Below are 24,377 nucleotides of genomic sequence, written 5' to 3'. Positions count from 1 at the left end.
GCCTATTGTTCTATGCAGCGCCCGACCGGAATCAAGTCGACCGGATCAGCGAGAGCATCGCATCCAGGCGATCGGCGAAGGTATGCCCGGCTAGCGTCCGCTGATAGGCTCGATAGGCAATCTCGTCCCGCGCAGGGCGGTCGTGCAGATAGCGGTGGATGAGATCGGCGCATTCCTTGGGCGAATCGAAGCAGACGATCTCCTCTTCCGGCCGATAGAACAAGGGCAGGTCAGGCCGATAATCGGTCAACTGAAAGGCCCGGCAGGCCGCAATGTCGAAGGTCCGGTTATTGATGCTGTGTCCGGGCGCGCCGCTCCGGTTCTTGTCGAGGAGCGGGTCGTCCTCGCTCCGGTGAAGGTTGAGCATGATGCTCGCGCCATTGAAATAGCGGGGCGTCTCCGAGAAGTTCACCCATTTCCCCCGTATGCTCGGCACACAGCCGGAAGACCAATCCACCGAATCCCAGAAATGGCCGATCAACTGCACTCGCACGTTCCGCTCGACATAGCGGAGCATCTCCTTCATAAATGCGAGCCGGTTCTCGTACCCTGTACCCAAAAAGCATACATCATGATGATACGTCGGATGCACCGCATACGGGCGGAAAATATCCGTATCGGTCCCAAGCGGCAGGTGATGCACCTGAGCACAGCCGCTGCGCGCATAGTAAGGAACGCAGCCCGAATCGATCGTGAATACATCATCGTATTCCCGGGCAACGGGCAGGGCATTATCAATGGCATACGGATCATCCACGAACCATGCTCCCGTCCGGATTCCCATTGACCGCACCGAACGGATTAGCTCGGTTGGAAGGAACGATTTCGGTCCGACCATCGTCAGCACATAATCCGGCGCGGCGCGGCGGATGTCGGGAAGCAACTGCGAATACGGCGTCCGGTTGGACAGGAAAAAAGAGACCTTCTGAAAACGCTGCGTCAAGGCCTTGATAAGCGCATTATCCAATATATCGATCGGCCTCCGATAGCCGGATGCGATGTAATACAGCTTCATGGGCCCTCCTTGCTTAGCGGCATGGAAGCCGGAAAATGTGAGTAAAAAAGGGGGTGGTTGAGCCCACCACCCCAAGCGAACGGCATTCGATTATTAAGGGAACGGATAAGGTGCACCTGGGAAGACGTCAGGGCATTGTTGAGGGAAAGTGACAACGCAAGGACTTTCAGGAATCGGGATTTCGGCGCGCGGCTGGCACAATTCGGCTTCTACCATCATTTTGACCGTCGCCTTCACTTGAATGCTCTGGCAAATGACGATATCCACGTTCACGAACTTGTTATTGACGATATCCAGCACGTCGATCGTCGTCGCTTCCGGAACGATATGGCAGTCGATGGTGGTTCCAGGCGGGGCGCACAGCAGAACCTTTTCGAAGCGGATGAAGTCCTTCGTGAACCGGCAATGGACGACGTTAGGCGTTACCCCCGTGTTGATAATTGTCACTTCATACGTGCCGAACTTCCGCAGCACTACCCGCTGCAGCGTAACCGGTCTGCCGCCTATCGTAACCACCACATTTTCACGGGTGGATCCGACTTTTTCTTCGCAATTCACGTTAAGAACTCTGGCCTCAATACGAAACGAAAGGGGCAGAGGCAAGCAACTAGAATCTACCGTGGATTCATCAACAATTTGGGTCGTTTTCAGTACCCAGTCGAATATTTTGGGAACCTCTATACATTCCAGAGAGGGTAAAGGCAAATATTCGGGGGGCGTCTGTTGCCCTTGAACCAACTTGCTCTCCATGTATGTTCCAGGCCTCCTTTTTAGATTTCAAATTCAATTACAGTCTATGGAGGCACCTATAAAAAGGTGACGAAACCCTAGTGTTTTTTTTGGAGGAATGCGGATGGAGAATACGCACTATTTCCATGATCAGAGCGGCTCGCATTGGGTTGGCATTACAAGCGGCGGAGGGTTGGAGCACATCCTGTACCCGGTGGAAGGGAAGCCGCTCCACAACCTCATGTCCGCCCCTTACCCGGTTCGCCGCTTAAGCTTGCTTCTCTCGGACGATCATTACGATATGCTGGCAGAGACGGAAAGAGGACTGTACTATGCCAAGTACCATCCGCTAACCGGAATGCGCCGGGAAGTCCGTGTCGACAGCCGGGCCGTCAGTTCCTTTCCATATCTGTTCCGGCATCGTTCCGCCCTCCGCATGGTTAGTGTCGTTACGGGAGAGGATCAGAACCGGTGCCTTATCCGGATTCGGGCGGAGGGAGCAGGGGAGGACATCGAGATTCCTTTCCCGGATTGTGGTTCACTGGCCATGCATGTGAGGGACGCGGCTTATGCCGTCAACGGGGAAGGCCGGCTCTATGGTCTGTATCATCTGCTGCAGGACGAGGGAGGATTGCATACGCTGGATCTTCTTGAGATGGAGCCGGATTCGGAAAAGGCGGTGTGGCGGAGGCTCTTCGCTTCCCGCCAGCCGGATCAACGATGGCGCATCTGCCTGTCGCTCGATCCAGGCAGCCGCCCTCATGCGGCTTGGTCCATCCGGAGCGGTACTGCGGCCAAGTGCTATTACGCCAATGATCGGACCGACGTTCAATCCTGCTCCCCGTTGAAGATTTATTTTGAGGGAAATGTGCCGCAGCCTTATTTTCTGTGGACGGGAGAGCAGGTTTTCCTTCTCTATATTATGGAAGGCAATCGACTCAGTTGCGCCCGCTCGCCAAATATGGGGAAGGATTGGTCCGGCTTCACCGAGATCCGACTGGCGCCGGAGGCGAGGCTGCGCCTCGTGCAAGGAATGGAGCGGGGACAGAGCCATGCCGCTCTGCGGCCGGTATTGGGAACGGGATACCCTCATCTTCGTCCCGTTGCCTTCTTCGATTTATTTCCGCTGCTGCAGCGGGAACTTCTGCAGACAGACGGGGAGTCATTGTCCTGGATGCCCTTGCATTTGAGGGAGATGTTCGATTGGATCATGCTCCGGGCAGACAGTGCCGCGCACTCGGTACGCCGTGTGGAGACGGATGTCGCGAAGCAGCGGCTTCGTCTGGAGGAACTGGCCGCTTGTTACGAACGGTTGCAGGAGAAGGAGCGGTCCATGCTGGCCGAAATTAATGAGCTGCAAAACTGGGCAGGAGCGGAACCGATCTCGCTGACTTTCATATGATAAAAGGACCAGTGTGCCCGGAAAGCGAGGAGGACGATATGGACATTCAGATTAATGCGAAGCCGCTGTGCACGATAGCCGACGAGTTTCTGCCCGATGTGTATCAACTGCTGGGGAAGCATTCTTTTACCTTCCATCTGGATAAAAGCAAGCAAATCTTGAATGTGATCAATCCGCTGCACCACTATCAGATCGTGCTGGAAAACAAGGGAGGGAGCGGGATTATCCCGCTGATGCAGACGATGAGCACCTCGTTGAAGTATGCCGGATTCTTTGTGTGGAGTATCGAATCGGAGCAAGCTCGCGATAGCTGCTTCAAGGAATGGGACAGCGGCAAGCAGAGCATATGGCTGACGCTGCAGCCGGCCGACGGGGAGAGACAAGAAATAACCGTCTATTATTTCCTGCATCAGATGAAGGCAAGCCGGCAGCTTGCCAACCTGCTCCTCCAAAACATTGCCAAATATAGTGATCTGCCGATTCAGGGAGTCAGCTTTCATTGGAAGAGAGGCCTGAGTTACATCCTGCCCCAGCCCGGCCAGGAGCTCAATTACGCAGGGCTTGCTTACGACGGCTTCGATGGCATGAGCGAAGAGGAGCGGCAGCAATTGGCCGACGGCGTTGTCGGGGCGGCAACGATTTTTTTCGGCAAGAAGCCGCTTATGGAACTGATTAAGCAACTGCGGCTGTTGGAAGAGCGCCAGATAGAGGCAGGATATCATCTGCCTCGGCCCGCGGCTTCCGTGGTGGAAGCGGGCTCTCAGATGCCCGGGTCAACGGGTGAAGCTCCGGCGATGAACGGGAAGGCGGGAGCCGAAGGAGCAGAGCCTGTCCTCCCTGAACCGGCAGAGGAACGGTTGGAGGAGCCGACGCAGCCGGAATCGAGCTTGGCGGAACCGGCAGAAGCGGTGAAGCTGGAGACAACACAGCTGGAGCCGATCCGGGTCCAGCTCGCGGAAGCGGCGAAGGCGCAGGAGAACGGACGGGAGCCGCTCCGGAAGGAACGGGCAGAGGAGCAGAAGCCGCTGGGAACGGAGTGCAGTCGAGTAAATCTGGCGGAAGCGCAGCAGGCGGAAGCGGAGGAGCCCAAGACGGTTCATCAGGAACCTGCGGACACGCTGAAGCTGGCAGCGGCAGTGCCGGACAAGGAGCCGGCTGAAGGAGCAGAGCCTGTGACGGCCGCCCTGCTCGCCGCGGACGGTACCCCGGCGAACGAGGGGGCGCAAGTGCGGGAAGCGACGCCGGCGGGAGCTTCTATTCCGGCAGAAGTGGCTCAATCCGAACAAGAGGAGGCGCCGGGTTCTCTAGAGGAGGATGCAGTGAGCGGGGAGCGTGACCCGGCTGCGGATCAGGAAGCGAAGCCCCGCACGACCAATTACTCCATGTTCTTATGGCTGCAGTCGCATGCCGGCAACCGGGTGCACCGCGATCCGGAGCGACAACAGCCGCCCCAGCCGTCTTTTTTCACCTATGTAAGCCAATTGAACCAAGCGCAGCAGTCCACAGACAAGCGGACCAAGCCGGAGCCATTTCATATACTCGCGATGGACAGGGAAAGGAGCCGTAAGCCGTAACATGGATGCGATGTACATGACGGCGCAGGCCTATCGCGATATGGTGGGCCATTGCATCAAGGAAAAGCCCCTGGAAGCCTGTGGGCTGTTATCCGGCCGCGATGGCATCGCCGCCCGATGCTGGCGAATCCGCAATGCGGAGCGGAGCCCGGTCGCATTCACGATGGACGGAGAGGAGTTGACGAGGGCCCTGCACGGTATGAAGAGCCTTGGCGAACAGCTGCTGGGCATGTATCATTCCCATCCGAGCGGCTCTCCCTACCCGTCTCCCTTCGATGTAGAGCATGCAGCCTTTTCTTGCTCGTACCTCATCATCTCGTTGAGGCGGATGCGTCCGCGCGTCCGCAGCTTCCGCCTTGCAGAAGGGACAATCAGGGAAGAGCAGATTTTGCTTATCAACCTATAAGAGGTGGCTGCCAAAGTCCGTGTTGGCTCGCGACCGGGCAACGGGCAGTCCGGCAACGAAGCTTTTAGTCCTATTCCGGTGGGGGATCGGTTACCGTTATTGCAGAAATGAATGATGGTTGCGCCGTGCATAAATTCGGCACGGCTATTTGCCCTGCACGGATTGATAGACCTCGGCTGCGAAGGCGAACCCGCTCATATGAGGCTCGCTTGAGGGAGAAGAGCCAGCTTGCTCGAAGGAGAAGAGAAACTGGACATCAAGGCCGTTGAAAGCCGGATCGAACTGGATTGGGATGCTGTAGCAGCGTATGAGCTGCGTTGCTTTGCCGCTGCGGCGGTCGGCGGTCCGGGAGCAGAACAGGGACGTGGACGGCTGACCCCCGATCATGAGGGGAACGGGAGCCTCCAGCATATTGAGCTTCTCGATGTTACAGAGATCGATCCGGAGATGGGTGCGGGCCGGATCGTATATACAGAAGCGGATAAAAACAGGATCTGGAACTTCCAGCCGGATCGGATAGGTCTGGGCCGCGAAGCCTCTGCTTTCATTCCGCTTGGGACCGGCAGGCGGCGCGATTAGTTCGGGCATCGGCCCCGGCAGGAACTCGCTGTATTTATCGATGAGCGAGGCGAGAATGCTTTCTTGCCAAGCCAGCTTGGCCGTATGGACGACGTTGGGGGCGCCCCCCGACAAGAGTTGTGCCGCCGCTGCGGCTCTATCGGCGGCTGATATCACGCTGCGCTCATGGCTGACGATCCGTTGAATCGGAATCAAAGGCATGACGGCCTCCTCCTTTACCACAGGTTGCCATGCCCGCAAGCGCGAGCATGGCGGAAAACATGCGGCCAACCATTGGTTGGAAAATGAGCAGTTGACTTGCTTAGATAACGTTCTGGTAAATATCGGCGGCAAAGGCGAGCCCGGCTGTATTGATAGCGCCATTCGTCAAGTAGTTCGTCACCTGGAACGAGAAGACGAAGCGAAGGCCGATATTGATAGAGATCAGTCCAAGAGAAGCCGGAATCGAATAGAAGCGGACATTTTGCCAGTTGTACGGATTGGCGACATCTGTCGTAATTCCGGTTACCGGATTGAGCGAACCCGCATTCAAATCGACGTCCAGCCCTGGTACCGGGAATAGGTTGATGCCGAGAGAGGAGAAGGCTTGAATACGCGCCGTAACCGCATTGTCGGCAAAAACAGTCAACGCAAGCAAGAAGTCGTTGACAACTCCGATCTGTAACGGGATCGTAACGGACGCGGCCGCGAAGCCATGCGTCTCGCCTGGAATAAAGGTTGGCTGGGTCCAGACAAATTGCGGATTGGGCACGGCTGCGAACGACGTATTGTCATTATCGAATTTGGCGAGCTGAGGCCATATAAGCGGTGCGTTCCCAACATTGACGACATTGGGTGCCGCTCCTGACAAGAGACTGTTCACGGCCGTGACCCGATCTGCAGCGGACACGACATTCGCCGTGCTGCTTGTAAGCCGTTGGATAGGAATGAGTGGCATAGGGAAAACCTCCTTCATCATGTGTTCGAAGGACGGTGGGATGTCCTCCTACTTTACTAATTTATGAAGGAGGGAAAAGCTTGGCTTGGATGAATTTACTAGATTCATTCACACAATCTTGCAGGGCGCGGCGGGTTCGAGAGATGGAAAATGCCGCGGTGACACCGGATTAGGCGTCCATAATGTTGGCGTTTTATACCAGTATGTAAGCGTGGTTTGATCCCGAAGAAATATCCAGCAGCAGAGTGTCAGCGATGGCCTTGGCCGTCAACTGACCCAGTCCCGGATCGACGACATGCAGCAAAAGCGCACGGTCGACAGCTTGGGCTCGGAGATTGAAGCAGCTAGGGGACAAAGCCTAATTTTCTCTAAATGGGTCCAAGCCAAGTCAAAACCCGGCTTATTTCATATCATGTGAGTACCGAGAAGAGAGGAGGTTGGCTTATGAGCGGTGTTGTTGGAGGTGTTGGAGGCTTCTCATGTGGATTCGGAGGCTTTACTTCTATTGGTGTAATCTTGGTTCTGTTTATCTTGCTTGTCATTATTTCTCGTGGATTTATCTACTAATGATTAACATGGATTAACATGGTTGTATCCTGCGCTCATGATTCACGTTCATCGCATGCCCTGCCACTTCAGCAGGGCTTTTTCTGTAAATCAAACATATACGGCAAAGGCCTCGGATTAGTCCGAGGCTGTTTTCTTACGAGTATACACGGGGCGGAGCATGGTTCGACGGGTGCTCCACAAAACGGGTAATTACCAAAAATGCCCTTAACAACAATGTCTTTTACGTTTTTTGCACTCCACCAATACTCTTTGACCACGGTGCAGAACAACTGTGATTATTTTTTTTCGATGACGTCTCATTCAACCCACCCCCTTCCTTAAAATACAATATGAGAAAGTACTTCAAATGATTGGACTTAAGATACGGGGAAAGTAACATGAAAGATTCGCCGCGCTGAAAAGGAGCTCTGCTAGCAATGTACTGGCGGGTCTGTGCTGCAAATCAAACATATACGGCAAAAGCCCCGGAATTAGTCCGAGGCTTTTTTCTTACGGATATACAGGGAGTGGGGCAAGGTTCGACGCTTCATAAAATGAATAATTAGCGTCTTCTACGGCGTCTGCACTCTACCAATACTTTTTGACCCCGGTGAAGAATAATAGTGATTGCTCTACGACGACGTCTCATTCAAGCCACCTCCTTTCTTAATACTACAATATGAGAGAGTTCTTTAAATGCTTGTACTAAAGCTGTAGGGAAACTATCATGAAAATTTCCCAATTTAATCACAATGGAGGCGGCGGGGACCAAATGGGGGCCGAATATGTATCCAGCAGTAACGTCTTGAGCGCAGGCCAATGATCCGCAGACGATATGTAGTCTGCGGATCATGGCATCATCGCTATGTCCGGGCGCTATAGGCCAGAGGCGGCAACGATATGATGAATGGCATCGTTCAATTGATGGTCTTCCACCGATTCGTCAGGAACGATGATTCCGAGGCCGAATTGACTGCGGGCCCGGTGGAGCCGGAGGCGAAGCTTCGTATCGTGAAGGAAGTCCTCTACGGCAGTCAAGACGCCATTTCTCTCCCCGTACTCGTACTCGGCATTATGCACGGATGAGTTATGGCCGCCTTCGACCAATTCATTCACCCCCGGCAGTATGCCTTTGCGGGCGCTCGGCTTCCGGTAAGCTTCGGGTATCGACTCCGGAAAATAATACATGTCTCTTCTTCCGTAAGGCCATTCCAAATCATGCAAAAACACGATTGGGTACCGCCCGCGTCCTTCCAGTGCCTTCAGTTCATGGTAGACGGTGTACCAATTATGATCCCCGTCCAGCAGCGCCGCATCGCAAGCGCCCACCTGCGGCAGCACGTTCAGACTGAGATCGGGGAGCATGACGAAGATGTCCCCGAACTGCTGCTGCAGAGCGGCGACATCGAACAGAGGCGAAGGATCGATGGCGATGAGCCGGCCTTGCGGAACCGACTGGACGTAGCTGAGAAGATTCAACGTATTCCACCCTTGGGCGCAGCCGACCTCGACGACAGTCGCGGGCCGGGCAAGCTCCAGAACCGGGCGTATAATCGCATTCCAAAAATGGATCAATGTCGCTCTCCCTCCATCGTTATCGGGCTGAATAAAGCTGGACAAACTCTTCTACTCGATTCGAGAGCATCAGCGGCCAACAGGCTCGAATCTGCTCCAGCGGCCAGTCCCACCAGGCGATGCTCAGCAGGCCCTCAATGATATGCGGCGGGAACCGGTACCGGATGACGCGCGCCGGGTTGCCGCCGGCAATCGCATACGGCGGAATATCTTTGGAGACGGTGCTGCGGGCCGCAATGACGGCCCCATGGCCGATCGTTACGCCCGATAGCACGTAGGAATCCATTCCAATCCAGACGTCATGGCCGATGACAACATTGCCCTTGGTCTTCGGATGCCCCGTAAAAGGCGAGGCCTCGGGAAAAATCGGATTAAACGGGTAGGTCGTGACCCAGTCAACATTATGCTCCCCTCCCAGCAGAATCGTGATCCGCCCGGCAAAGGAGCAGAACTTGCCGATGGTCAGGGTAGCTCCCTCCCCCCAGGAAAAGACATCGGGGTGACCGTAGCTCCAATCCCCGATGGAGTAGGCGGAATAGGCCGGGTTTTGGTTCATAAAAACGCTCATATCTTCTTCATTCCTCCCTCCTTCCGGCCTGAAATCGCGTGAACCGCCAATTCAGTGTCATGCGGGTCTGCTTCGCCTACGCAGCTTAATGCTGGTGGAAGCTGTTCTCTCTCCATTGGGCCAAGGCAGCGCGGAGCTGCGCCAGGACCGGCTCCGGGACGTCGCTTCCCTTGATGCCGATGCCGATGACCGTATGCGGGAACAAGGCTTCCCCGGCGTAATCCGTAATGACGGTATCGAACGGCTTCAAAATGCTGGCGAAGGCTTGTGGGGTGAACCGCCAATAATCCGCAGGGTAATCATGTATCGGGAAATTCATCACCGAACTGATGACGACGATGCCGTTCGGCTTCAGGATACGGTGAATCTCAGATAACGCAAGGCGCGGATCCTCGACATGCTCCAGCGTATCGAGCGAGAGCACCATCCCGGCCGTCTCGTCAGGGAGCGCGATGTGATGGAGATCGAGGATGAGATCGACACCGGTACCCGGCCGCATATCGCAGCCCACATACGTTTTCCCCGGGAAAAATGGACGCAAGTCTGCAAATCCAACCTGTCCTTCCACCTGATAGGAACCGAATTCATAAATCGGCTCTTCGCACGGCAAAATCTGCGTACAGATGGCTACCAAATTTTTGATGATATGTCTCATGATGCCCTCCTTATCGGCGAGCCCGAAGTGACAGATCACCCCGGGACAACAGCTGCTTCATTACTCTATTCAAGCGCGGAGGCAAGTTCTCTAGTCGTTCGCACAAAAATAACAGACCGTCTTAGAAGCTGCAGTGGATATGAATCGGGTTAAGCACCGGAAAACGCGCTTCCCCGGCTTCCAATAGCCCATGGATGGCAAGCGGGCCGTCCCGCAGGCTGTCTATGGCGCAGGAGATATGGAAGTCCGGCATTTCCAGCCAGACGCCGGGGGGCACCGTCAACGGTTCAATCGATTGAATGACATATTCCCCGGTGGCCTTGCCGTTGGCGAACCATTCATCCTCGGTGAAGGACCAGCCCGATTTCCGGCCGTCCTTCCCGTAGATACTGAAGGCGGGAATGAGCTGAGGAGACAGAATTTTGCCGCTGATGTCGCAGGAACGGGACGGGGTGACGGACAGGATAATACGAGGCTGTTCGATCGGCTCGGAGCCGGCGTTGCGGAAGAGCATCGTGACGAAGACGGACACGCGCTCCGCCTCCGTGTCGAAATCGACCACAGATTGGAACAGGCATTCTGCCGCCTGGACGGCAGCTTGCGGTTCGGTCATGTGAAGCACCTCACTTTATGCGTAATCTCCTGAAGAGGCATGAGGCGGCGGGTGCGCCTAGTTCGACGGCGGCTTGCCGGCCGCCGGCTGCAAAGACGGCTCGGCAGCGGCGTTGCGGCGTTGCGGCGTCTGAAAGGGCGGGCGTGAATGGGCGGCATACAGAGTAGAATGGAAGGAAGCTTCGACGGGGGCCTCCCCCCTCTGTCCATGGTGCCCCTCCTCAGATATCCGCCGATTGTTGGGCCGAAGACGGTTAGCTTGCCGGATGGAACGGCGAATCCGAAGTTCCTCCTCCAAGATGGAGAGGCGACGTTCCAGATCGGCAATCCGGGATTGAACCATTAACTGACACTGCTCTAACTCCTTTCGCTCCTCCTCCAAGGGCGTGATGCGGCCGGAGAGCCGCTCGACGGCGGCGAGGGCCTGCTTCGCGAAATGAATGCTGGATCGGAAGTCGCGATCGGCCCGGTAGAGGTCGAGCTCCATTCCGCTCCAGCGGATCGCCTCCCGAATGGAGGGGCCATCGGTAATCCATTGCGGTTCCGGCCCGCCGGAGCTTGCTCCGGTGACCGCGCACCAGAGGACCGGATGGGCAGAGGCGCTGGAATACAGCGGTCCCCAGATATTCCCGGCAAGCTCGTAATCAATGCGGCAGATCATCCCCTCTGCTGCCCAACTGAAGCGGAGCCGTTCGGGATCGGCGGCGCAGGCGATGACAGAAGCCGGAGAGGCAGGAATGGCTATCGCTTCTTCGGCGATCGCTTGCCAGCTTCCGTCCGCTTCGGATTCATAGATGGCGAACGCGAGCTGACCGGCTAGGAGCCGGACCAGGAGACAACGGGCACGCTCCGGTGCGGGAACGGCGCCGGCAGGAAGACGAACGAGGCGCGAGGGGATGCCGGCGTCTGTCGGAGGAAGATTCATTCCTTCTCCCGCCGCACTCCACGTACCGGACGAGGAGTCGTAATTCCAGCGGCACAGAAGATGCCTGCCCTGTCTCATTAGCAGGCCGCAGGCTGACAGGGAGCGTTCGCTCGTCAGCCACTGCATGGCAATGACGCGGTCCGCTTCCGCCATCACGGCAGGCTCGTGCCAGTGGATCCCCGTGAGCGCCGTATGCTCGACGTGTGAAGCATACTGCAGCAAGAGGTGGAGCCGGTTCGCGCAGCATGCCAGCTTCAAGCCGGCAAGCCCGGCGTATTCCCCCGGCAGCTTGCTTGTCTGAGGCTCCTCCTGATCGGGATGAATCCGGGCGTGCACCAACTGCTGATGGCGGTTGAGATATACAAGATGGACGTAGTCCTGATCGTCCTGACATACATCATACATGCCAGCAGCCTCGGTCAGCCGCAGCTCCGCCGTCCGGACGGACCGGCTGTGCTCCAGCACTTGAATGACCAGTCCGTCTCCGTCCTGACGAATGACGGACATATGGCTGCCGTTCGCTACCCAATAGCGAAGCTCCATTCGAGTTCCCCTCCCTGTTCTGACCGTGCTGCCTTCTCTTCATCCTATTCAGCGGAAGAGGGAATTAGCTCACCGGGCCGTAAGGCGGACTTGGCTCCTCAGGATCCTTCAGGTGATGCGTGAGCCAAGGTCATACGCACAGGCAAAGGGGAGATTGTGCTAATACACTAATCCCAGTATGATCCGCAAGTGCTGGAGGGATTTTTATTGATACTGATCCAAAGGCTCTACTTGTTGTTCCGATTGGAAGGCGAGCAATTCATCGCAGAATTATATAGCCAGCTTCTGAATAAGGAACCGGAACCGAACGGCATCAGGCACTTCACCCGGCTGCTTCAAGCCGGCCATAGCAAGCTGTCGATCGTGGTCAGCTTCCTTCGCAGCAACGAGATGAAGAAGAAAATAGCGCAGCGAGGAGCGGGCTGCAATGAACGTGCGGCCCTGTGTCACACTATCTCCAGCTTGATCTTGAACAGGGGAGAGGCCGAATTCATCCGCGATCTGTACGTGGAACTGCTCTGCCGTGACGTCGAAGACCAAGCGCTCATTCACTACCAACATATGCTGCGGACCGGAAGAAGCCGCATATCGATCCTGCTAGCAATACTTACGTCGCCAGAGTGCCAAGCCCTGATCGTGCAACCGGATCTCCCGCGCTTGAACGGGACAATTGAGCTCGGCAGCTTCCAATTGGTTCCCGAGGAAGTGACCGGGACGAAGCCCCCGGCGCAGCCGGCTCCGCCTCTGCAGCGCAAGGTATCGATTGTCATCTTGACGTGGAACGGATTGGAGCATACGAAGAGGTGCCTCGATTCTCTGGAGGAGACGGCCCGTCACGAACGAATTGAGATCGTGGTGTTCGATAATGGCAGCACCGATGGCACGCTTCCTTATCTGCAGAGCATCCCCTGGATTCGAGTGATTGAGCATGGCGCGAACATCGGATTTACGGCAGGCAACAACCTGGCCATGGCTCATTGCGATCCCGGCAGCGATATTCTGATGCTGAACAACGATATCGTGGCGGAGGAGCCACAGTGGGTGGAACGGCTGCAGGAGACGGCCTATTCGGATCCGAATATTGGCATCGTCGGCTGCCGGCTGCGCGGCGACGACGGACTGGTGCAGCACGCAGGCACCTTTATTTTCGCGGAGACCTGCTGGGGGCAGCAGATCGGCGGGCAGGAGACGGATATCCGCCAATATCCGTCTGCGCGGGATGTGCAAGGGGTCGTTTTTGCCTGCGCTTACGTGAAGCGGAGTATCATAGAGGAGCTGGGCGGTCTAGATACCGATTATTTCGCTTATTTTGAGGATACCGATTATTGTCTTCGGGTACTGGAGCAGGGCTACCGGGTCGTCTGCGACGGCCGGGTAACGTTGACCCACTCCCAGAATACGACGACAAAGGTGAATCAAGTCGATTTCTCCGGGCTGTTCGAGCAATCGCGCATGATCTTTCGGGACAAATGGCAGGCTCGGCTCGAAGGAAGCTATGAGAGAAGGCTGAATTGGCATTCGATCGTGAATGCGCCAACCGGCTATGCGACATCATCCAAAAATTTGATGATCGCGCTCGACGAGCAACGGATTAAGATGCATTACCGTTATGTGTACGGCCTGGGCACTCCGCATGCCGCGGAAGAGCCCCCGATGAGCGACGATTACCGGATCAATATTTTTCGCATGCGCCATGCCGATCCCAATGCGCCGGAAGTCGTCTATGGACAAGGGGATGTCTTTTACAAAAATGAGGGCAAGTACAAAATTGGCTACACGATGCTGGAGGTGGATGGTGTTCCAGGGGAATGGATCCATCAATGCAATTGCATGGATGAGATATGGGTGCCGTCCCGGTTCAATGCCGATACGTTCCGCCACAGCGGGGTAAGGGTGCCGATCCGCATTATGCCGCTCGGCGTGGACCCGAACTATTTCCATCCCGGCATCCGTTCGGCCCGCTTCTCGGATCGGTTCACGTTTCTATCGGTATTCGAGTGGGGCGAACGCAAAAATCCGGAGGATATGCTCCGCACCTTCGCCAACGTTTTCGCTCATGACGATGTCCTGCTCGTATGCAAAATCATGAACGCCGACCCGACGATCAACGTGTTGGCCGAAATCCGCAAGCTGAATCTCAAGCATGTCGAATCGAAGATAATGATTTTGTACAATCAGAAGCTCCCGTCGTATTTGCTGGGGAGCCTGTACCGGTCCGCGGATTGCTTCCTATTGCCGACCCGGGGGGAAGGATGGGGCATGCCGATACTGGAGGCGATGGCATGCGGCCTGCCAGTCATTGCCACGGACTGGAGCGCGCAGCGCGACTTCCTGAACGAGCGGACGGGATATCCGATCAAGGTCAAACAGCTTGTACCGGCGGTTGCCAAATGCCCGTACTATACCAATTTCCGCTGGGCCGACCCGGACTATGAGCATTTGGCGTATTTGATGAGACATGTCTACGAGAACCGGGAAGCGGCCCGGGAGCGCGGACGGAACGCCGCGCAGGAAGTGATGTCCCGCTGGACGTGGTCGCATGCCGCGCAGCATATTGCCGACCGCATACAATTGATATGAATGGAGAGTGACGGCAATGCGTTACATCGTTGGCATCCCGTATGTCAACCGTCTTGATCTGCTGCACCAGGCGGTTGCCAGCATTCGCCCCTATTGGCCGCATACGTACGTGCTGGATAATTCGGCAGATTCCGAGCTGAAGGGCCATGCCGGCTTGAACGAGCTGGTGAACATCATCCATCCGCCCGTCCCGCTGACCTTCACCCAGTCCATGAACTGGTTCCAGCGAATTGCCGCTGAGCAGGAGGCGGATGCGGTCATGTATATGCATACGGATGCAGAGGCGCATCCGGGAACCCCTGAAGCCTTCCTTCGCGTCTTGACGGCGCTGAAGCAGAGCGGACGGAAGTGGGGGCTGGCCTTGACGAATTTCGATGCGCTGGCGGCCTACAATATGGATGCGGTCCGCGCGGCGGGGCCGTGGGATACGGTGTTCAGCAGTTATTTTGCGGACATCGACTATCATCGCAGGCTCCGCCTGGCAGGATATGAAGAGATTTTCACAGGGCTGCCGGTAGATCATCATGAGAGCTCTTCACGCAAGTCGGATCCCCGCCTCAATTTCCTTATCGATTCGACCTGGCCGCTCTATGAGCGATATTACGAGCTGAAATGGGGAGGACGGATGGCGCAGGAGACCTACTCGGTTCCATTCAATCTGGCTACGTAACATCCGCATTTGCGTATGCTTCCGAGAATTTTTGAACACATACGAAAAGGAGGCAAGAGCAATGCGCCTGACTGACATCAAGCGAACGTATCAGGCGGTATACAGCCTGGGCTCGAACTGTTATCCGGCGCAGCGGCTGGAGCGGTATGGCCTGCGGCCCTACAGCGGGGTCATCGACTGGATGTACTCCAATTCGATCCCCGGGCTCTGTCTGCTGCTGCGCAACCGGTTCGCCGGATTCATGTACTCCGACCATATCGAAGTGGACGGAACGGAGTTCAACGGACATAACTATTCCTTGCTGGATCGCGTCTACGGGGTGCAGTCGGTTCACGATTTTCTCGTCGCGGATCAGTTGGAGGGCATTGTCCGGAAATATCCGGAATTCCAGGAGAGGCTGCAGCGGAGAATTGCCCGCTTCCTCCGCAATATCGAGCAGGCTGAGTGGGTTTTCTTTTTCCGGCTGCATGCCTCCCATGAGGAGGCGGCGGCATTGGAAGCGGCGCTGGCTTCGATCGTCCGGCACCAATTCCGCCTGCTCGTCGTCAATCCGGGGGCTGATCACCGAATCGTGGAGCTCGATTGGCCATTGGCGCATACCTGTGCGGTGGAGGCGCCGATCGCTTGGGATGCGGACAGCGATCGGGCGTGGAACGAATTATTCGCCGGTATCCGCTATGAGGCCATGCCGGGATGAGAACTGTTGCAGGTCTGGCTGTCATGCTGGCCTCATCAACGTTAACATGCGGAGCAAGCGCAACAATCGCCAGCTTACAGGGAAGCTGGCGATTTTGCATGCTGCCGCAAGCATCATACCTGCTGCGGCAGTCTGGCGTGGAACGCGTTCAACAGATTGTTCATTACGCGGGGCCAATTGTAATGCTTGGCGGTCTCGAACCCGTTGGCGACGAGGAATTGGGACAATTCCGGATCGGACAGCACCCTGACGATGCCCTGGGCCACTCCATCGGCGTCGCCCTTGTTGACGAGGATGCAGTTCCATCCGTCCTTGCAAAATTCCTCATTGCCCTCCGCTCTCGTCGTGACAACGGGCGCTCCGCAGGCCATCGCCTCCAAAATCGGGAGCCCGAAGCCTTCGTGGTAGGAGGTCTGTACGAATACGCCGCAGTTGGCATACAGGTAGGCCAACTGTTGATCCTGAGGGTTCGGGAAATGATGATGCGGTATGCCTGAAATGCCGGGAGGCTCGACGCCGAACGTGACGAAGGAAGCATGGGGCAGCTGGCGGCATGCCGACGTCACGGCCTGCACGGTGATATCGAAGCCCTTCAAATGCTGGCTGCGGCGGCTGCAGGCAAGAATGCGCCGCGGATCGTAGTCGTGGGTCCGGTTCGGCTTGTAGATGTTGGAATCAACGGCTATCGAGATGTTGGTTGCCTGTTGATGGAACCGTTCCAGCAGCTGTCGGGTCGTCCAATCGGCAATCGTCAGCATATGAACCGGGACTCGGTACGTTTGGCGGACCCGTTCCTGCATATCCGGCCAATTCGGATAATAGCTTTCTTCGATATCCTGGACGAGATAGAACGGGACGCCTCGTCCGCCTCGGCGCCGATCGCAGCTGTGCCAGACGACGGCCAGCGTTTTCCACCAGGTTGCCACCTTGATGCAATCCATCCATTTCAGGGTATGGAGCATCATCCGATAGTTCGGGAAGCGGCGCACCGGGATTTGCAGCGGGAACCAGGAAGGCTGGTCATCCAGCGCGAACAGATGAACCTTCAGACCCATCTCATGCAGCCGGTTCACCTGCTCCAGCACATTGCGAATGCCGCCGGACAATCCGGTTAGCTCCAGTACATAGACAACTTCTAGCGGCGCACTCATTGGATGTGATAACCTCCCCATTTGACCCAGAATTTTTTGCGGGCCTCCAATTCTTTGACTCGCCAATACCAGTTTTTATTCGCCCGCGTCGTCCCGCGCGTAAATCCTTCATAATGCAGGGCGCAGGCCGCGCCGCAGTAAACGACGCGGAAGCCGTGCTGTCTGGCGCGGTAGCAGAAGTCGACATCTTCATAGGCGATGAAGAATTCCTCTGAGAAGAGGCCGATCCGGTCGAATACGTCCCGCCGGATCAGCATCAGGGCGCCTGTGACGGAAGCCGCGTCCTCCACTGCTTGGGCGGGAGGGTGATCGGCGGGCTGGAAGCGGTAACGGTGATCGAAATTTCCTTTTGGCCCCTGGATGACGCCGCCATGCTGAATCGTCATATTCGGATACAGCAGCCGCGCGCCGACGATGCCGACGTCCGGCGATAGCTGCATCGCCGCCATCATATGCTGCAGCCAGCCCGGCTCGTGGAAGATGATGTCGTTGTTCGCGACTAGCGCATAGGTCCCGCCGGCGTGCTGCAAGCCCAGATTCACGGTCCGGCTGAAGCCTTCGTTGGTCTGCTTGGGGATGAAGCGAACGTTCATCGAGGCGGCCCAGGCGGCCAGATCCTGCTGGATGGGAGGCGGGCTGCCGTCATCGACGACAATGATTTCGTATGCTTCATGGGCCGTGTTGATGAAGCTGTTAACGCAATGCTTGACCAGATCCGTATGATGGATCGTCGGAATAATGAGACTTATCATACAGGTGGATTCTCCTTTTACCGGCTGTCTATTTCCTGCAGCCGCTGCAGCATGCGCAGGGCGCTGGCCTCCCATGTAAACCTTCCGATGACGGTATGGCGGCCAAGGGCGGCCTTGGCTGCGGCTTCTGGCCGGTGGGTATAGACGTGGCGCATCAGCTGGCGAAGGTGGGCGATGCTGGGCAAGGCCCACAATAGCCGGGATTGCGACGGCAGGAACGGAGTGAACCGCTCCACATCGATCAAATAGCCATTCTGATCGTTGACGAAGTCGAGGTGTGCCGACCAGCGGGTCGTGATGACGGGCAGGCCGGCGGCCATCGCTTCCATCACGGTCATGCTCCAGCCCTCTCCCCGCGTCGGCAGGACGTAGCTGTCCGCGCAAGTATACAGCCGGGCCAGATCTTCCTCGGACCAGGAGTGGACCGCGGACAACAGGATGACCGATTCGTTCGCCCGCCCCGTCAATTGCGAGGCGAGGTTATTGACATAGGCGTGCTGCCGGCCGATCTCCTCAGCCGTCGAGGCGCGCGTCTTCATGATCAGGCAGACGTCCTCGGACGGGGAGAACTCCGCCAGGAACGCGCGCAGTAGCAAATCAATGCCCTTCCGCTCGTCGAAGGAACAGACCGACAGGAAAGCATACTCCCGTCTGCCGGGAACCGGGAGCGGAGGCGCGCCCGGGTGATATACATCCGGATCGGTGCCGTAAGGCATGACTCTCAGCTTATGTGCCGGGACGCCTGATTGAATGAAGGTGTCGCGATTGAAGGTGGACGGTACCCATACTTCATCCATCATGGAGCAGCGGCGCGCCCAGGTGAAGGACAGGCGGTTGCATTCGAACATCGTCATGCCGATGGAATACGGGGCGGGATCCCGGAAAAAGGCATGAGCCGGATAATGGAACAGCACCGTATGGCGCGGCGCCAACGGTCGATGCATCAATGCCGTCAATTCAGCTGCGGTATTAGGTGACATAGGCGTACGGACCACTTCGGGATGGATGGGGGAGAATTTGGGATATACCCCCCGGCGGATGAATTGAAGCAGCAGTTGCCGGTTTGCTTTAGCATATCCCGTCGGCTCGAATAGGGTGCCTATATTGTGGATGGCAGTCTCTCCACTCATCTGCTTCCCTCCTTGGAATGGAGAATGGAATTTAGAGATAGCGCTGGAGGTCCTGCTCCTCCAGACGGGCGACCAACGCCTTGATATCCTGAGTCCGGTCCTTGCGGCAGACGAGGACAACATCATCGGTCGCGACAATGATCAGATTTTCGGCCCCGATGGTCGTTATCAGCTGTCCCGGCTTGCCGTGAATAATGCAGCCGCTCGTATCGATGCCATGGTGAAGGCCATGAACGATGTTCCGGGACCAATCTCGCGGCTCGGCCCGCTCCAGCGCGTTCCAATTGCCCAGATCGTCCCATCCGTATTGGACGGGAATCATATAAATGGAATTGCATTTCTCGATGACTCCGTAATCGATGGACTGGTTTTCGATCTGGCTGTAGAGCGAATGGAGCGCGCATTCATCCGGCGAAGGCTCCATCAGCACCTCCTTCATTCTCAGCAAAATATGGTACAGCTTCGGCAGATGCTGCTCCAGCAGGTGCATGACGGTGGAGGCCTTCCAGATGAAAATGCCAGTGTTCCAATAGTGTCTGCCGTCGGCAAAGATGCGCCCGGCCAGCGGCAGCGGCGGCTTCTCGATGAATTGCTCCACTGCCGTCACCTGCGTGCCGGACATCGTCGGCTTAGCATCTTCCCCGGGCGCTACCCGGATATAGCCATAGCCCGTCTCCGGGCGGGTTGGCCGCACGCCGAGCGTGACAACGCAAGCTGCATCCGCAGCGCGTTCGACTCCCGTCTGAAGCGCGGCATGGAACGCTTCCGTATCCGATACATAATGATCCGACGGCAGTGTGATGAGGACGGGGTCCTCGTCTTGCAGCAGCATATGGAGCGCGGCCAGGCCGATGCAGGCAGCAGTGTCTTTGGCCATCGGCTCCTCGATAATATGCTCCGGCGGAAAGTCAGGAAGCTGTTCCCGAATCAGAGGAACATATTCCGCGAGCGACACGATATGGATATGTTCAAGCCGCACACGGTGCAGCATGCGCTGCAATGTATCGGCCAGCATGGAGTGCGGGTGAAGGATGGGCAAAAATTGCTTCGGGCGGGTAGAACGGCTAAAGGGCCAGAAGCGGGTGCCTTTCCCTCCTGCCATAATCAAGGCTTTTACCGTTGTAATGAGAACCACCTCCTGGGAACGGACATGAGATTGACCTGATATCAAGAGAGAATTATTACTACATATGTCCCGGGAGCGGAAAAGGGCACGGCGAACGTCCGGCGGATAGCGGCTCCCTATCTCGTATGAGATCAGGCATGGCTGTCTATGATAAAATAAGGTAGAGTAGATTCAGAGCATCCTTACGGTTGCAGACGAAGTACGAGACAGTCAACTAGAGGTGAAATCATGCAAGATATATCATTGGAGCAATGTCTGGAGAAGCGCGCCGCGGGAGCGATGCTGGTTGATGTTCGTTCTCCGGGAGAGTATGCGGAATTCACCATACCGGGGAGCATCAATATTCCGTTGTTCACGGATGAGGAGCGGGCCGAGATCGGCACGATTTATAAACAGGTAAGCGTAGAAGCCGCTAAGGAACGCGGCCTGGCCATCGCTTCGGCCAAGCTGCCCGCGCTATACGCGCAGTTCCGCGAATTGAAGGGCCCGGTCGTCATTTATTGCTGGCGCGGCGGAATGCGGAGCCGCACGATGGCTACCGTCATGTCGCTGATGGGGCTGAAGACATTCCGGCTTCTCGGCGGCATCCGTTCTTACCGCCGCTGGGTGCAGTCGGCGCTTGCCGAGTACCGGCTGCAGGCCCCGTGCATCGTGCTCGCCGGCCATACCGGGACAGGCAAGACGCAGCTGCTGCAGCGGCTGCGGGAGGACGGATACCCCGTGCTGGACCTCGAGGGCTTGGCGGGGCACCGCGGTTCGATCTTCGGACATATCGGACTGGAGCCGAGCAACCAGAAAAAATTCGAGGCGCTGCTGCTCGATGAACTGCTGAAGCTGGAAGCGAAGAAGCGGCCTTATCTGCTAATCGAAGGGGAGAGCCGCCGAATCGGCAAGGTGGTGCTGCCGGAATTCCTGGTGCAAGCGAAGCGCGCCGGCACTGTATTCACCGTGCGCATGCCGGTCCAGGAGCGCGTCCGCAATCTGATGGCCGACTATCAGCCGGAGCAGCATGCGGAGAAGGTGAAGGAATCGTTCGAGCAGATTCGCCGCCGCATGCATACGCCTGCTGCGCGCGAGGTGGAGTCCGCGCTGGAAGACGGCCGCTATGACGACGTAGCGGCGCTGCTGCTGGAGTATTATTATGATCCGCGCTATGAGCATGCGGCGCTCCAGTACGACCGGGAGCCTATCGTCATCGATGCGGCGGATGTCAATGAAGCCTATGCGAAGGTGGTGCCGCTGCTGCGCGGATGGAATGTTCCGCAGGCACGATCCGTCTAAGCGGAAGCTGGCAGGACAGGCCCGGCGGTGAGGAATGCGGACTAGCAACTTCTTCCGCCGGGTATGTTCTGATCGCGGGAGATGCACCTCGCTTATAGGTTTCTCCTATCAAAACAATAGATTTTATATCTTGGTCAATCTCCGGGCTTTGTGTTACAACTAAAGAAATGATGATGACACGAGGAGTGACTGGCATGGCGGAAGTGAAGAAAATCGCGGTAATCGCCGGGGACGGCATCGGTCCGGAAGTCGTCCGCGAAGCGGAGAAAGTATTGAAGCGTACGGAGGAGCTGTTCGGCTATGCCTTCGAGACAAGCCACGGCTTGTTCGGCGGCATTGCTATTGACGAGAAGGGAACCCCGCTTCCGGAGGAGACGCTTCAAATGTGCCAAGCGGCGGATGCGGTGCTGCTCGGGGCGGTCGGCGGTCCGAAATGGGACAGCAATCCAAAGGAGCTTCGTCCGGAGACCGGGCTGCTCGGCATTCGCAAGGCGCTTGGTTTGTTCTCGAATATCCGTCCCGCAGTCATCTTCGACTGCTTGAAGGACGCTTCCACCTTGAAGCCGGAAGTGCTGGAGGGAACGGATCTCATCGTGGTGCGCGAGCTGACCGGCGGCATCTATTTTGGCGAGAAGCTGCGCCGCGAGGGCGAGCACGGGCAAGAGGCGGTCGATACCTGCGTCTATAATGTGCAGGAAGTGGAGCGTATCGTGCGCCAGGCGTTCGAGATTGCGCAGAAGCGCCGCAAGAAGCTCGCCTCGGTTGACAAGGCGAATGTGCTGGAGACATCCCGCCTCTGGCGCGAGACGGTGAACCGCATCGCTCCGGATTATCCGGATGTCGAGCTGGAGCATGTGCTCGTCGATAACTGCGCGATGCAATTGCTGCGCCGGCCGTCGAGCTTCGATGTCATCGTGACGGAAAATATGTTCGGAGATATTTTGAGTGATGAAGCCGCCATGCTGACGGGATCCATCGGCATGCTGTCCTCCGCTTCGCTCGGAGAAGGCAGCTTCGGCCTCTACGAGCCGGTTCACGGTTCCGCGCCTGACATTGCGGGCCAAGGAGCGGCGAATCCGATCGCGACCATTTTGTCGGTAGCGCTGATGTTCCGCCTCACGTTCGGTTACGAGGATGCCGCGCAATCGATTGAGAACGCGGTCAAGGAAGTGCTGGACGCCGGACACCGTACCGGGGATATCGCAACCGACAAAGCAAAGGCGATCGGGACGGCGGCGATGGGCGATTTGATTATCGCAGCCATGAAGCGTGCCTGATCGGCATCAGACATAGACAGCTCAATGGACAAATAGCAAGGTCTGTCTCCCTCCTGACGGGAGGCAAGCATGGAAGCATGTGATTTTTGTATCTGCCGGGTACAAGGGTTGCATGCTTTTTTATTGCCGCTTTTCTTTTAAAAGCAGGTTGCAAATTTTTTCCGTTACACGGTTAACCGTCTGCTAAGTCTGCTATAGTTGTGCTATGATAACGGTATCATTTGATCCAGAAGAGGGGAGAGGATCGAGATGGAGCAGGCAATTTTCTTCAGAGATTGAACCGCTCGAAGATTGCCCGCCTGGCAAGACAGTACGGAGTCGTGACGCTTGATGCGATGACCGAGCTGCCGACGATTAGCGCGGAGTGCCGGGGATCGATGCTGCACGGCGTTACGCCTGACAAGCATGGTTACCACAACGAGCGCGCCGGCGCCGAGAGATTTCCGCTCGACTCGGCGTATCCGTCCTTTTTCCGGCTTGCGCGCGAGCGGCACCCGGAGTGGATGCTAGCCTCGTTCACTGCCTGGCCGCCGATTAATTACGGCCTGATGTCCGCCTGTTCTATATCGCCCTGGATGCCCCCGATGCGTTTGGGCACCAGAGCGGGTACGGTACGCCTCCGCAGCATCAGGCGATTGCAGAGGCGGAGGAGCGCCTGCTCCGCATTGTGGATGCCATCGATCGAAGGGGGTGGCTGGAGGACAGTCTCATCCTGTTCGTCACAGATCATGGTGGCGGCGGGGAGAATGCTTATAATCACGGAAGCGCTCATCCGATGGATCGGACAATCTTCTGGGCGGCAATCGGACCTTGCATCGCCCCGAACGCCAATCTGGAAGGCTTGACCTTCAAGGATACGGCTGCCATCGTGGCGGCGGCCCTCGGCCTGCCGATTCCGGAGAGCTGGGATGCCCGCGTACCGCACGCATTTTTCCGGGGCTAATGGAATAGGAGATACAGGAGGCATGCACGCTTTGGGAGAGGATACAAAGATTGCATGCTTTCTTTAGAATAATAAATCTGGTCGGGATGCTTCGTCCTTGGGCCAGAAAGGAGAGTCGAAAATGAAACGCTACGATTTTAATCCGGATCCGCGCATGTCGCCGACCGTAGGCTTGCTGCACGCCGCCGTCACTTATAATTACGAGCGGCTGAAGCGTCTGGTCGCCGGCTTGAACCAGACGGACATCGATTATCGGGGGCCGGATCATCAGATGAATAGCATTGCCCAGCTTCTCCGGCATCTTGCCGTCGTTGATCTTGAGTGGGTATACCGTCTGCAGTCGATGGCGGTTCCGGCAGAGCTTGCCGAACGCTTCGGGCCGATGACGGACGCGGAAGGGAGACTGCCGGCGATTCGCGGCATCCCGCTGGAGACGCTGTTGGATGAATATGATTACGTTCAGGACAGATTCAGGGAGATCTGCTTGGGGCTGCGCGACGAAGATCTGGAACGCTCGGTACCCTACGAGAACGGGCATCAGGCTGCGATTCGCTGGGCCATCTGGCATGTTGCCGATCACAGCCGCCACCATTATGCGAATATCGCCCATCTCAAAAAATGCTTGCGGGAGAGAAACGCGCCGTGATTTTTCGGGAAATGTCTGATTCAACGGGATAGTGGAAGGAAGCGGCCAGCCTCTT

General features: G+C 56.9%; 24 protein-coding genes. 11 read left to right on the top strand and 13 right to left on the bottom strand.

What is annotated here, in order from left to right:
• Nucleotides 1–31: 31 nt before the first annotated feature.
• Together FLT43_RS10230 and FLT43_RS10225 are read right to left on the bottom strand one after the other, a co-directional pair.
• The gene (locus FLT43_RS10230) at nucleotides 32–1,015 is read right to left on the bottom strand and encodes a CgeB family protein (protein ID WP_087444986.1); all 984 of its coding nucleotides are present in this window, start codon (nucleotides 1,013–1,015) and stop codon (nucleotides 32–34) included.
• Nucleotides 1,016–1,108: 93 nt separating this feature from the next.
• A complete protein-coding gene (locus FLT43_RS10225) occupies nucleotides 1,109–1,765 on the bottom strand; it encodes a BMQ_0737 family morphogenetic spore coat protein (protein ID WP_087444987.1) in 657 nt (218 codons plus the stop codon).
• A 103-nt stretch (nucleotides 1,766–1,868) separates the two neighbouring features.
• Here FLT43_RS10225 and FLT43_RS10220 point away from each other — a divergent pair, with 103 nt between their 5' ends.
• Genes FLT43_RS10220 through FLT43_RS10210 form a run of 3 tightly spaced genes read left to right on the top strand, consistent with a single transcriptional unit; the run spans nucleotide 1,869 to nucleotide 5,126 of the window.
• On the top strand, nucleotides 1,869–3,146 hold the full coding sequence (locus FLT43_RS10220) for a carboxylesterase (protein ID WP_087444988.1): 1,278 nt from the start codon (nucleotides 1,869–1,871) through the stop codon (nucleotides 3,144–3,146).
• Nucleotides 3,147–3,184: 38 nt separating this feature from the next.
• Nucleotides 3,185–4,720, top strand: a complete 1,536-nt coding sequence (locus tag FLT43_RS10215) for a hypothetical protein (RefSeq protein ID WP_087444989.1) — start codon at nucleotides 3,185–3,187, stop codon at nucleotides 4,718–4,720.
• A gap of 1 nt (nucleotide 4,721) precedes the next feature.
• Nucleotides 4,722–5,126, top strand: coding sequence for a M67 family metallopeptidase (locus tag FLT43_RS10210; protein WP_087444990.1), 405 nt, complete (start codon nucleotides 4,722–4,724; stop codon nucleotides 5,124–5,126).
• Between the two features lie 144 nt (nucleotides 5,127–5,270).
• On the opposite strand, the gene FLT43_RS10205 is transcribed toward FLT43_RS10210, so the two are convergent.
• The gene (locus FLT43_RS10205; RefSeq protein ID WP_087444991.1) at nucleotides 5,271–5,906 is read right to left on the bottom strand and encodes a histones H3 and H4; all 636 of its coding nucleotides are present in this window, start codon (nucleotides 5,904–5,906) and stop codon (nucleotides 5,271–5,273) included.
• 100 nt (nucleotides 5,907–6,006) lie between these two features.
• On the bottom strand, nucleotides 6,007–6,642 hold the full coding sequence (locus FLT43_RS10200; protein ID WP_087444992.1) for a hypothetical protein: 636 nt from the start codon (nucleotides 6,640–6,642) through the stop codon (nucleotides 6,007–6,009).
• Nucleotides 6,643–7,086: 444 nt separating this feature from the next.
• On the opposite strand from FLT43_RS10200, the gene FLT43_RS29675 reads away from it, so the two are divergent.
• Entirely contained in the window at nucleotides 7,087–7,209 is a 123-nt protein-coding gene (locus FLT43_RS29675; RefSeq protein ID WP_208620102.1) for a YjcZ family sporulation protein, read from the top strand.
• Between the two features lie 858 nt (nucleotides 7,210–8,067).
• Here the strand turns inward: FLT43_RS29675 and FLT43_RS10195 are convergent.
• The 5 genes from FLT43_RS10195 to FLT43_RS10175 all read right to left on the bottom strand — a co-directional run bounded on the left by FLT43_RS10195 (nucleotide 8,068) and on the right by FLT43_RS10175 (nucleotide 12,069).
• A complete protein-coding gene (locus tag FLT43_RS10195) occupies nucleotides 8,068–8,766 on the bottom strand; it encodes a class I SAM-dependent methyltransferase (RefSeq protein ID WP_087444993.1) in 699 nt (232 codons plus the stop codon).
• Between the two features lie 19 nt (nucleotides 8,767–8,785).
• Nucleotides 8,786–9,334, bottom strand: coding sequence for a CatB-related O-acetyltransferase (locus FLT43_RS10190; RefSeq protein WP_087444994.1), 549 nt, complete (start codon nucleotides 9,332–9,334; stop codon nucleotides 8,786–8,788).
• 85 nt (nucleotides 9,335–9,419) lie between these two features.
• Nucleotides 9,420–9,989 carry a class I SAM-dependent methyltransferase gene (locus FLT43_RS10185; RefSeq protein WP_087444995.1) on the bottom strand — a complete coding sequence of 190 codons (570 nt, stop codon included), beginning with the start codon at nucleotides 9,987–9,989 and terminating at the stop codon, nucleotides 9,420–9,422.
• 121 nt (nucleotides 9,990–10,110) lie between these two features.
• Nucleotides 10,111–10,602, bottom strand: coding sequence for a D-Tyr-tRNAtyr deacylase (locus tag FLT43_RS10180; RefSeq protein ID WP_087444996.1), 492 nt, complete (start codon nucleotides 10,600–10,602; stop codon nucleotides 10,111–10,113).
• A gap of 57 nt (nucleotides 10,603–10,659) precedes the next feature.
• Nucleotides 10,660–12,069: a coiled-coil domain-containing protein gene (locus FLT43_RS10175; RefSeq protein WP_087444997.1), complete on the bottom strand. Its 1,410-nt coding sequence runs from the start codon at nucleotides 12,067–12,069 to the stop codon at nucleotides 10,660–10,662.
• Nucleotides 12,070–12,276: 207 nt separating this feature from the next.
• Between FLT43_RS10175 and FLT43_RS10170 the strand changes: the two genes are divergently transcribed.
• The 3 genes from FLT43_RS10170 (at nucleotide 12,277) to FLT43_RS10160 (ending at nucleotide 16,016) form a co-directional block, all read left to right on the top strand.
• Nucleotides 12,277–14,649: a DUF4214 domain-containing protein gene (locus FLT43_RS10170; RefSeq protein ID WP_087444998.1), complete on the top strand. Its 2,373-nt coding sequence runs from the start codon at nucleotides 12,277–12,279 to the stop codon at nucleotides 14,647–14,649.
• A 16-nt stretch (nucleotides 14,650–14,665) separates the two neighbouring features.
• On the top strand, nucleotides 14,666–15,319 hold the full coding sequence (locus FLT43_RS10165; RefSeq protein ID WP_087444999.1) for a glycosyltransferase family 2 protein: 654 nt from the start codon (nucleotides 14,666–14,668) through the stop codon (nucleotides 15,317–15,319).
• A 61-nt stretch (nucleotides 15,320–15,380) separates the two neighbouring features.
• Nucleotides 15,381–16,016: a DUF1796 family putative cysteine peptidase gene (locus tag FLT43_RS10160; RefSeq protein WP_087445000.1), complete on the top strand. Its 636-nt coding sequence runs from the start codon at nucleotides 15,381–15,383 to the stop codon at nucleotides 16,014–16,016.
• A 113-nt stretch (nucleotides 16,017–16,129) separates the two neighbouring features.
• Here FLT43_RS10160 and FLT43_RS10155 read toward each other — a convergent pair whose 3' ends face one another.
• From FLT43_RS10155 to FLT43_RS10140, 4 genes are read right to left on the bottom strand one after another with little or no spacing between them, the layout of a single operon-like run.
• Nucleotides 16,130–17,167, bottom strand: coding sequence for a glycosyltransferase family 4 protein (locus tag FLT43_RS10155; protein ID WP_087445001.1), 1,038 nt, complete (start codon nucleotides 17,165–17,167; stop codon nucleotides 16,130–16,132).
• The gene (locus FLT43_RS10150) at nucleotides 17,164–17,919 is read right to left on the bottom strand and encodes a glycosyltransferase family 2 protein (RefSeq protein ID WP_087445002.1); all 756 of its coding nucleotides are present in this window, start codon (nucleotides 17,917–17,919) and stop codon (nucleotides 17,164–17,166) included. The genes FLT43_RS10155 and FLT43_RS10150 overlap by 4 nt, the downstream gene beginning before the upstream one ends.
• A gap of 17 nt (nucleotides 17,920–17,936) precedes the next feature.
• On the bottom strand, nucleotides 17,937–19,049 hold the full coding sequence (locus FLT43_RS10145) for a glycosyltransferase family 4 protein (RefSeq protein ID WP_087445003.1): 1,113 nt from the start codon (nucleotides 19,047–19,049) through the stop codon (nucleotides 17,937–17,939).
• Nucleotides 19,050–19,080: 31 nt separating this feature from the next.
• Nucleotides 19,081–20,151, bottom strand: coding sequence for a mannose-1-phosphate guanylyltransferase (locus FLT43_RS10140; RefSeq protein WP_087445004.1), 1,071 nt, complete (start codon nucleotides 20,149–20,151; stop codon nucleotides 19,081–19,083).
• A 252-nt stretch (nucleotides 20,152–20,403) separates the two neighbouring features.
• Between FLT43_RS10140 and mnmH the strand changes: the two genes are divergently transcribed.
• The 4 genes from mnmH (at nucleotide 20,404) to FLT43_RS10120 (ending at nucleotide 24,322) form a co-directional block, all read left to right on the top strand.
• Nucleotides 20,404–21,456, top strand: coding sequence for a tRNA 2-selenouridine(34) synthase MnmH (gene mnmH / locus FLT43_RS10135; protein WP_087445005.1), 1,053 nt, complete (start codon nucleotides 20,404–20,406; stop codon nucleotides 21,454–21,456).
• A gap of 194 nt (nucleotides 21,457–21,650) precedes the next feature.
• Nucleotides 21,651–22,733 (top strand): 3-isopropylmalate dehydrogenase, encoded by a 1,083-nt coding sequence (leuB, locus tag FLT43_RS10130; protein WP_087445006.1) that lies wholly within the window; start codon nucleotides 21,651–21,653, stop codon nucleotides 22,731–22,733.
• A gap of 556 nt (nucleotides 22,734–23,289) precedes the next feature.
• Nucleotides 23,290–23,676: an alkaline phosphatase family protein gene (locus tag FLT43_RS30100; RefSeq protein ID WP_307719695.1), complete on the top strand. Its 387-nt coding sequence runs from the start codon at nucleotides 23,290–23,292 to the stop codon at nucleotides 23,674–23,676.
• Between the two features lie 121 nt (nucleotides 23,677–23,797).
• Nucleotides 23,798–24,322: a DinB family protein gene (locus FLT43_RS10120; RefSeq protein ID WP_244194391.1), complete on the top strand. Its 525-nt coding sequence runs from the start codon at nucleotides 23,798–23,800 to the stop codon at nucleotides 24,320–24,322.
• Nucleotides 24,323–24,377: the final 55 nt, after the last annotated feature.

The sequence above is a fragment of the Paenibacillus thiaminolyticus genome, assembly GCF_007066085.1.
Lineage (GTDB): Bacteria > Bacillota > Bacilli > Paenibacillales > Paenibacillaceae > Paenibacillus_B > Paenibacillus_B thiaminolyticus.
This window is presented reverse-complemented; position numbering and strand designations above follow the sequence as displayed.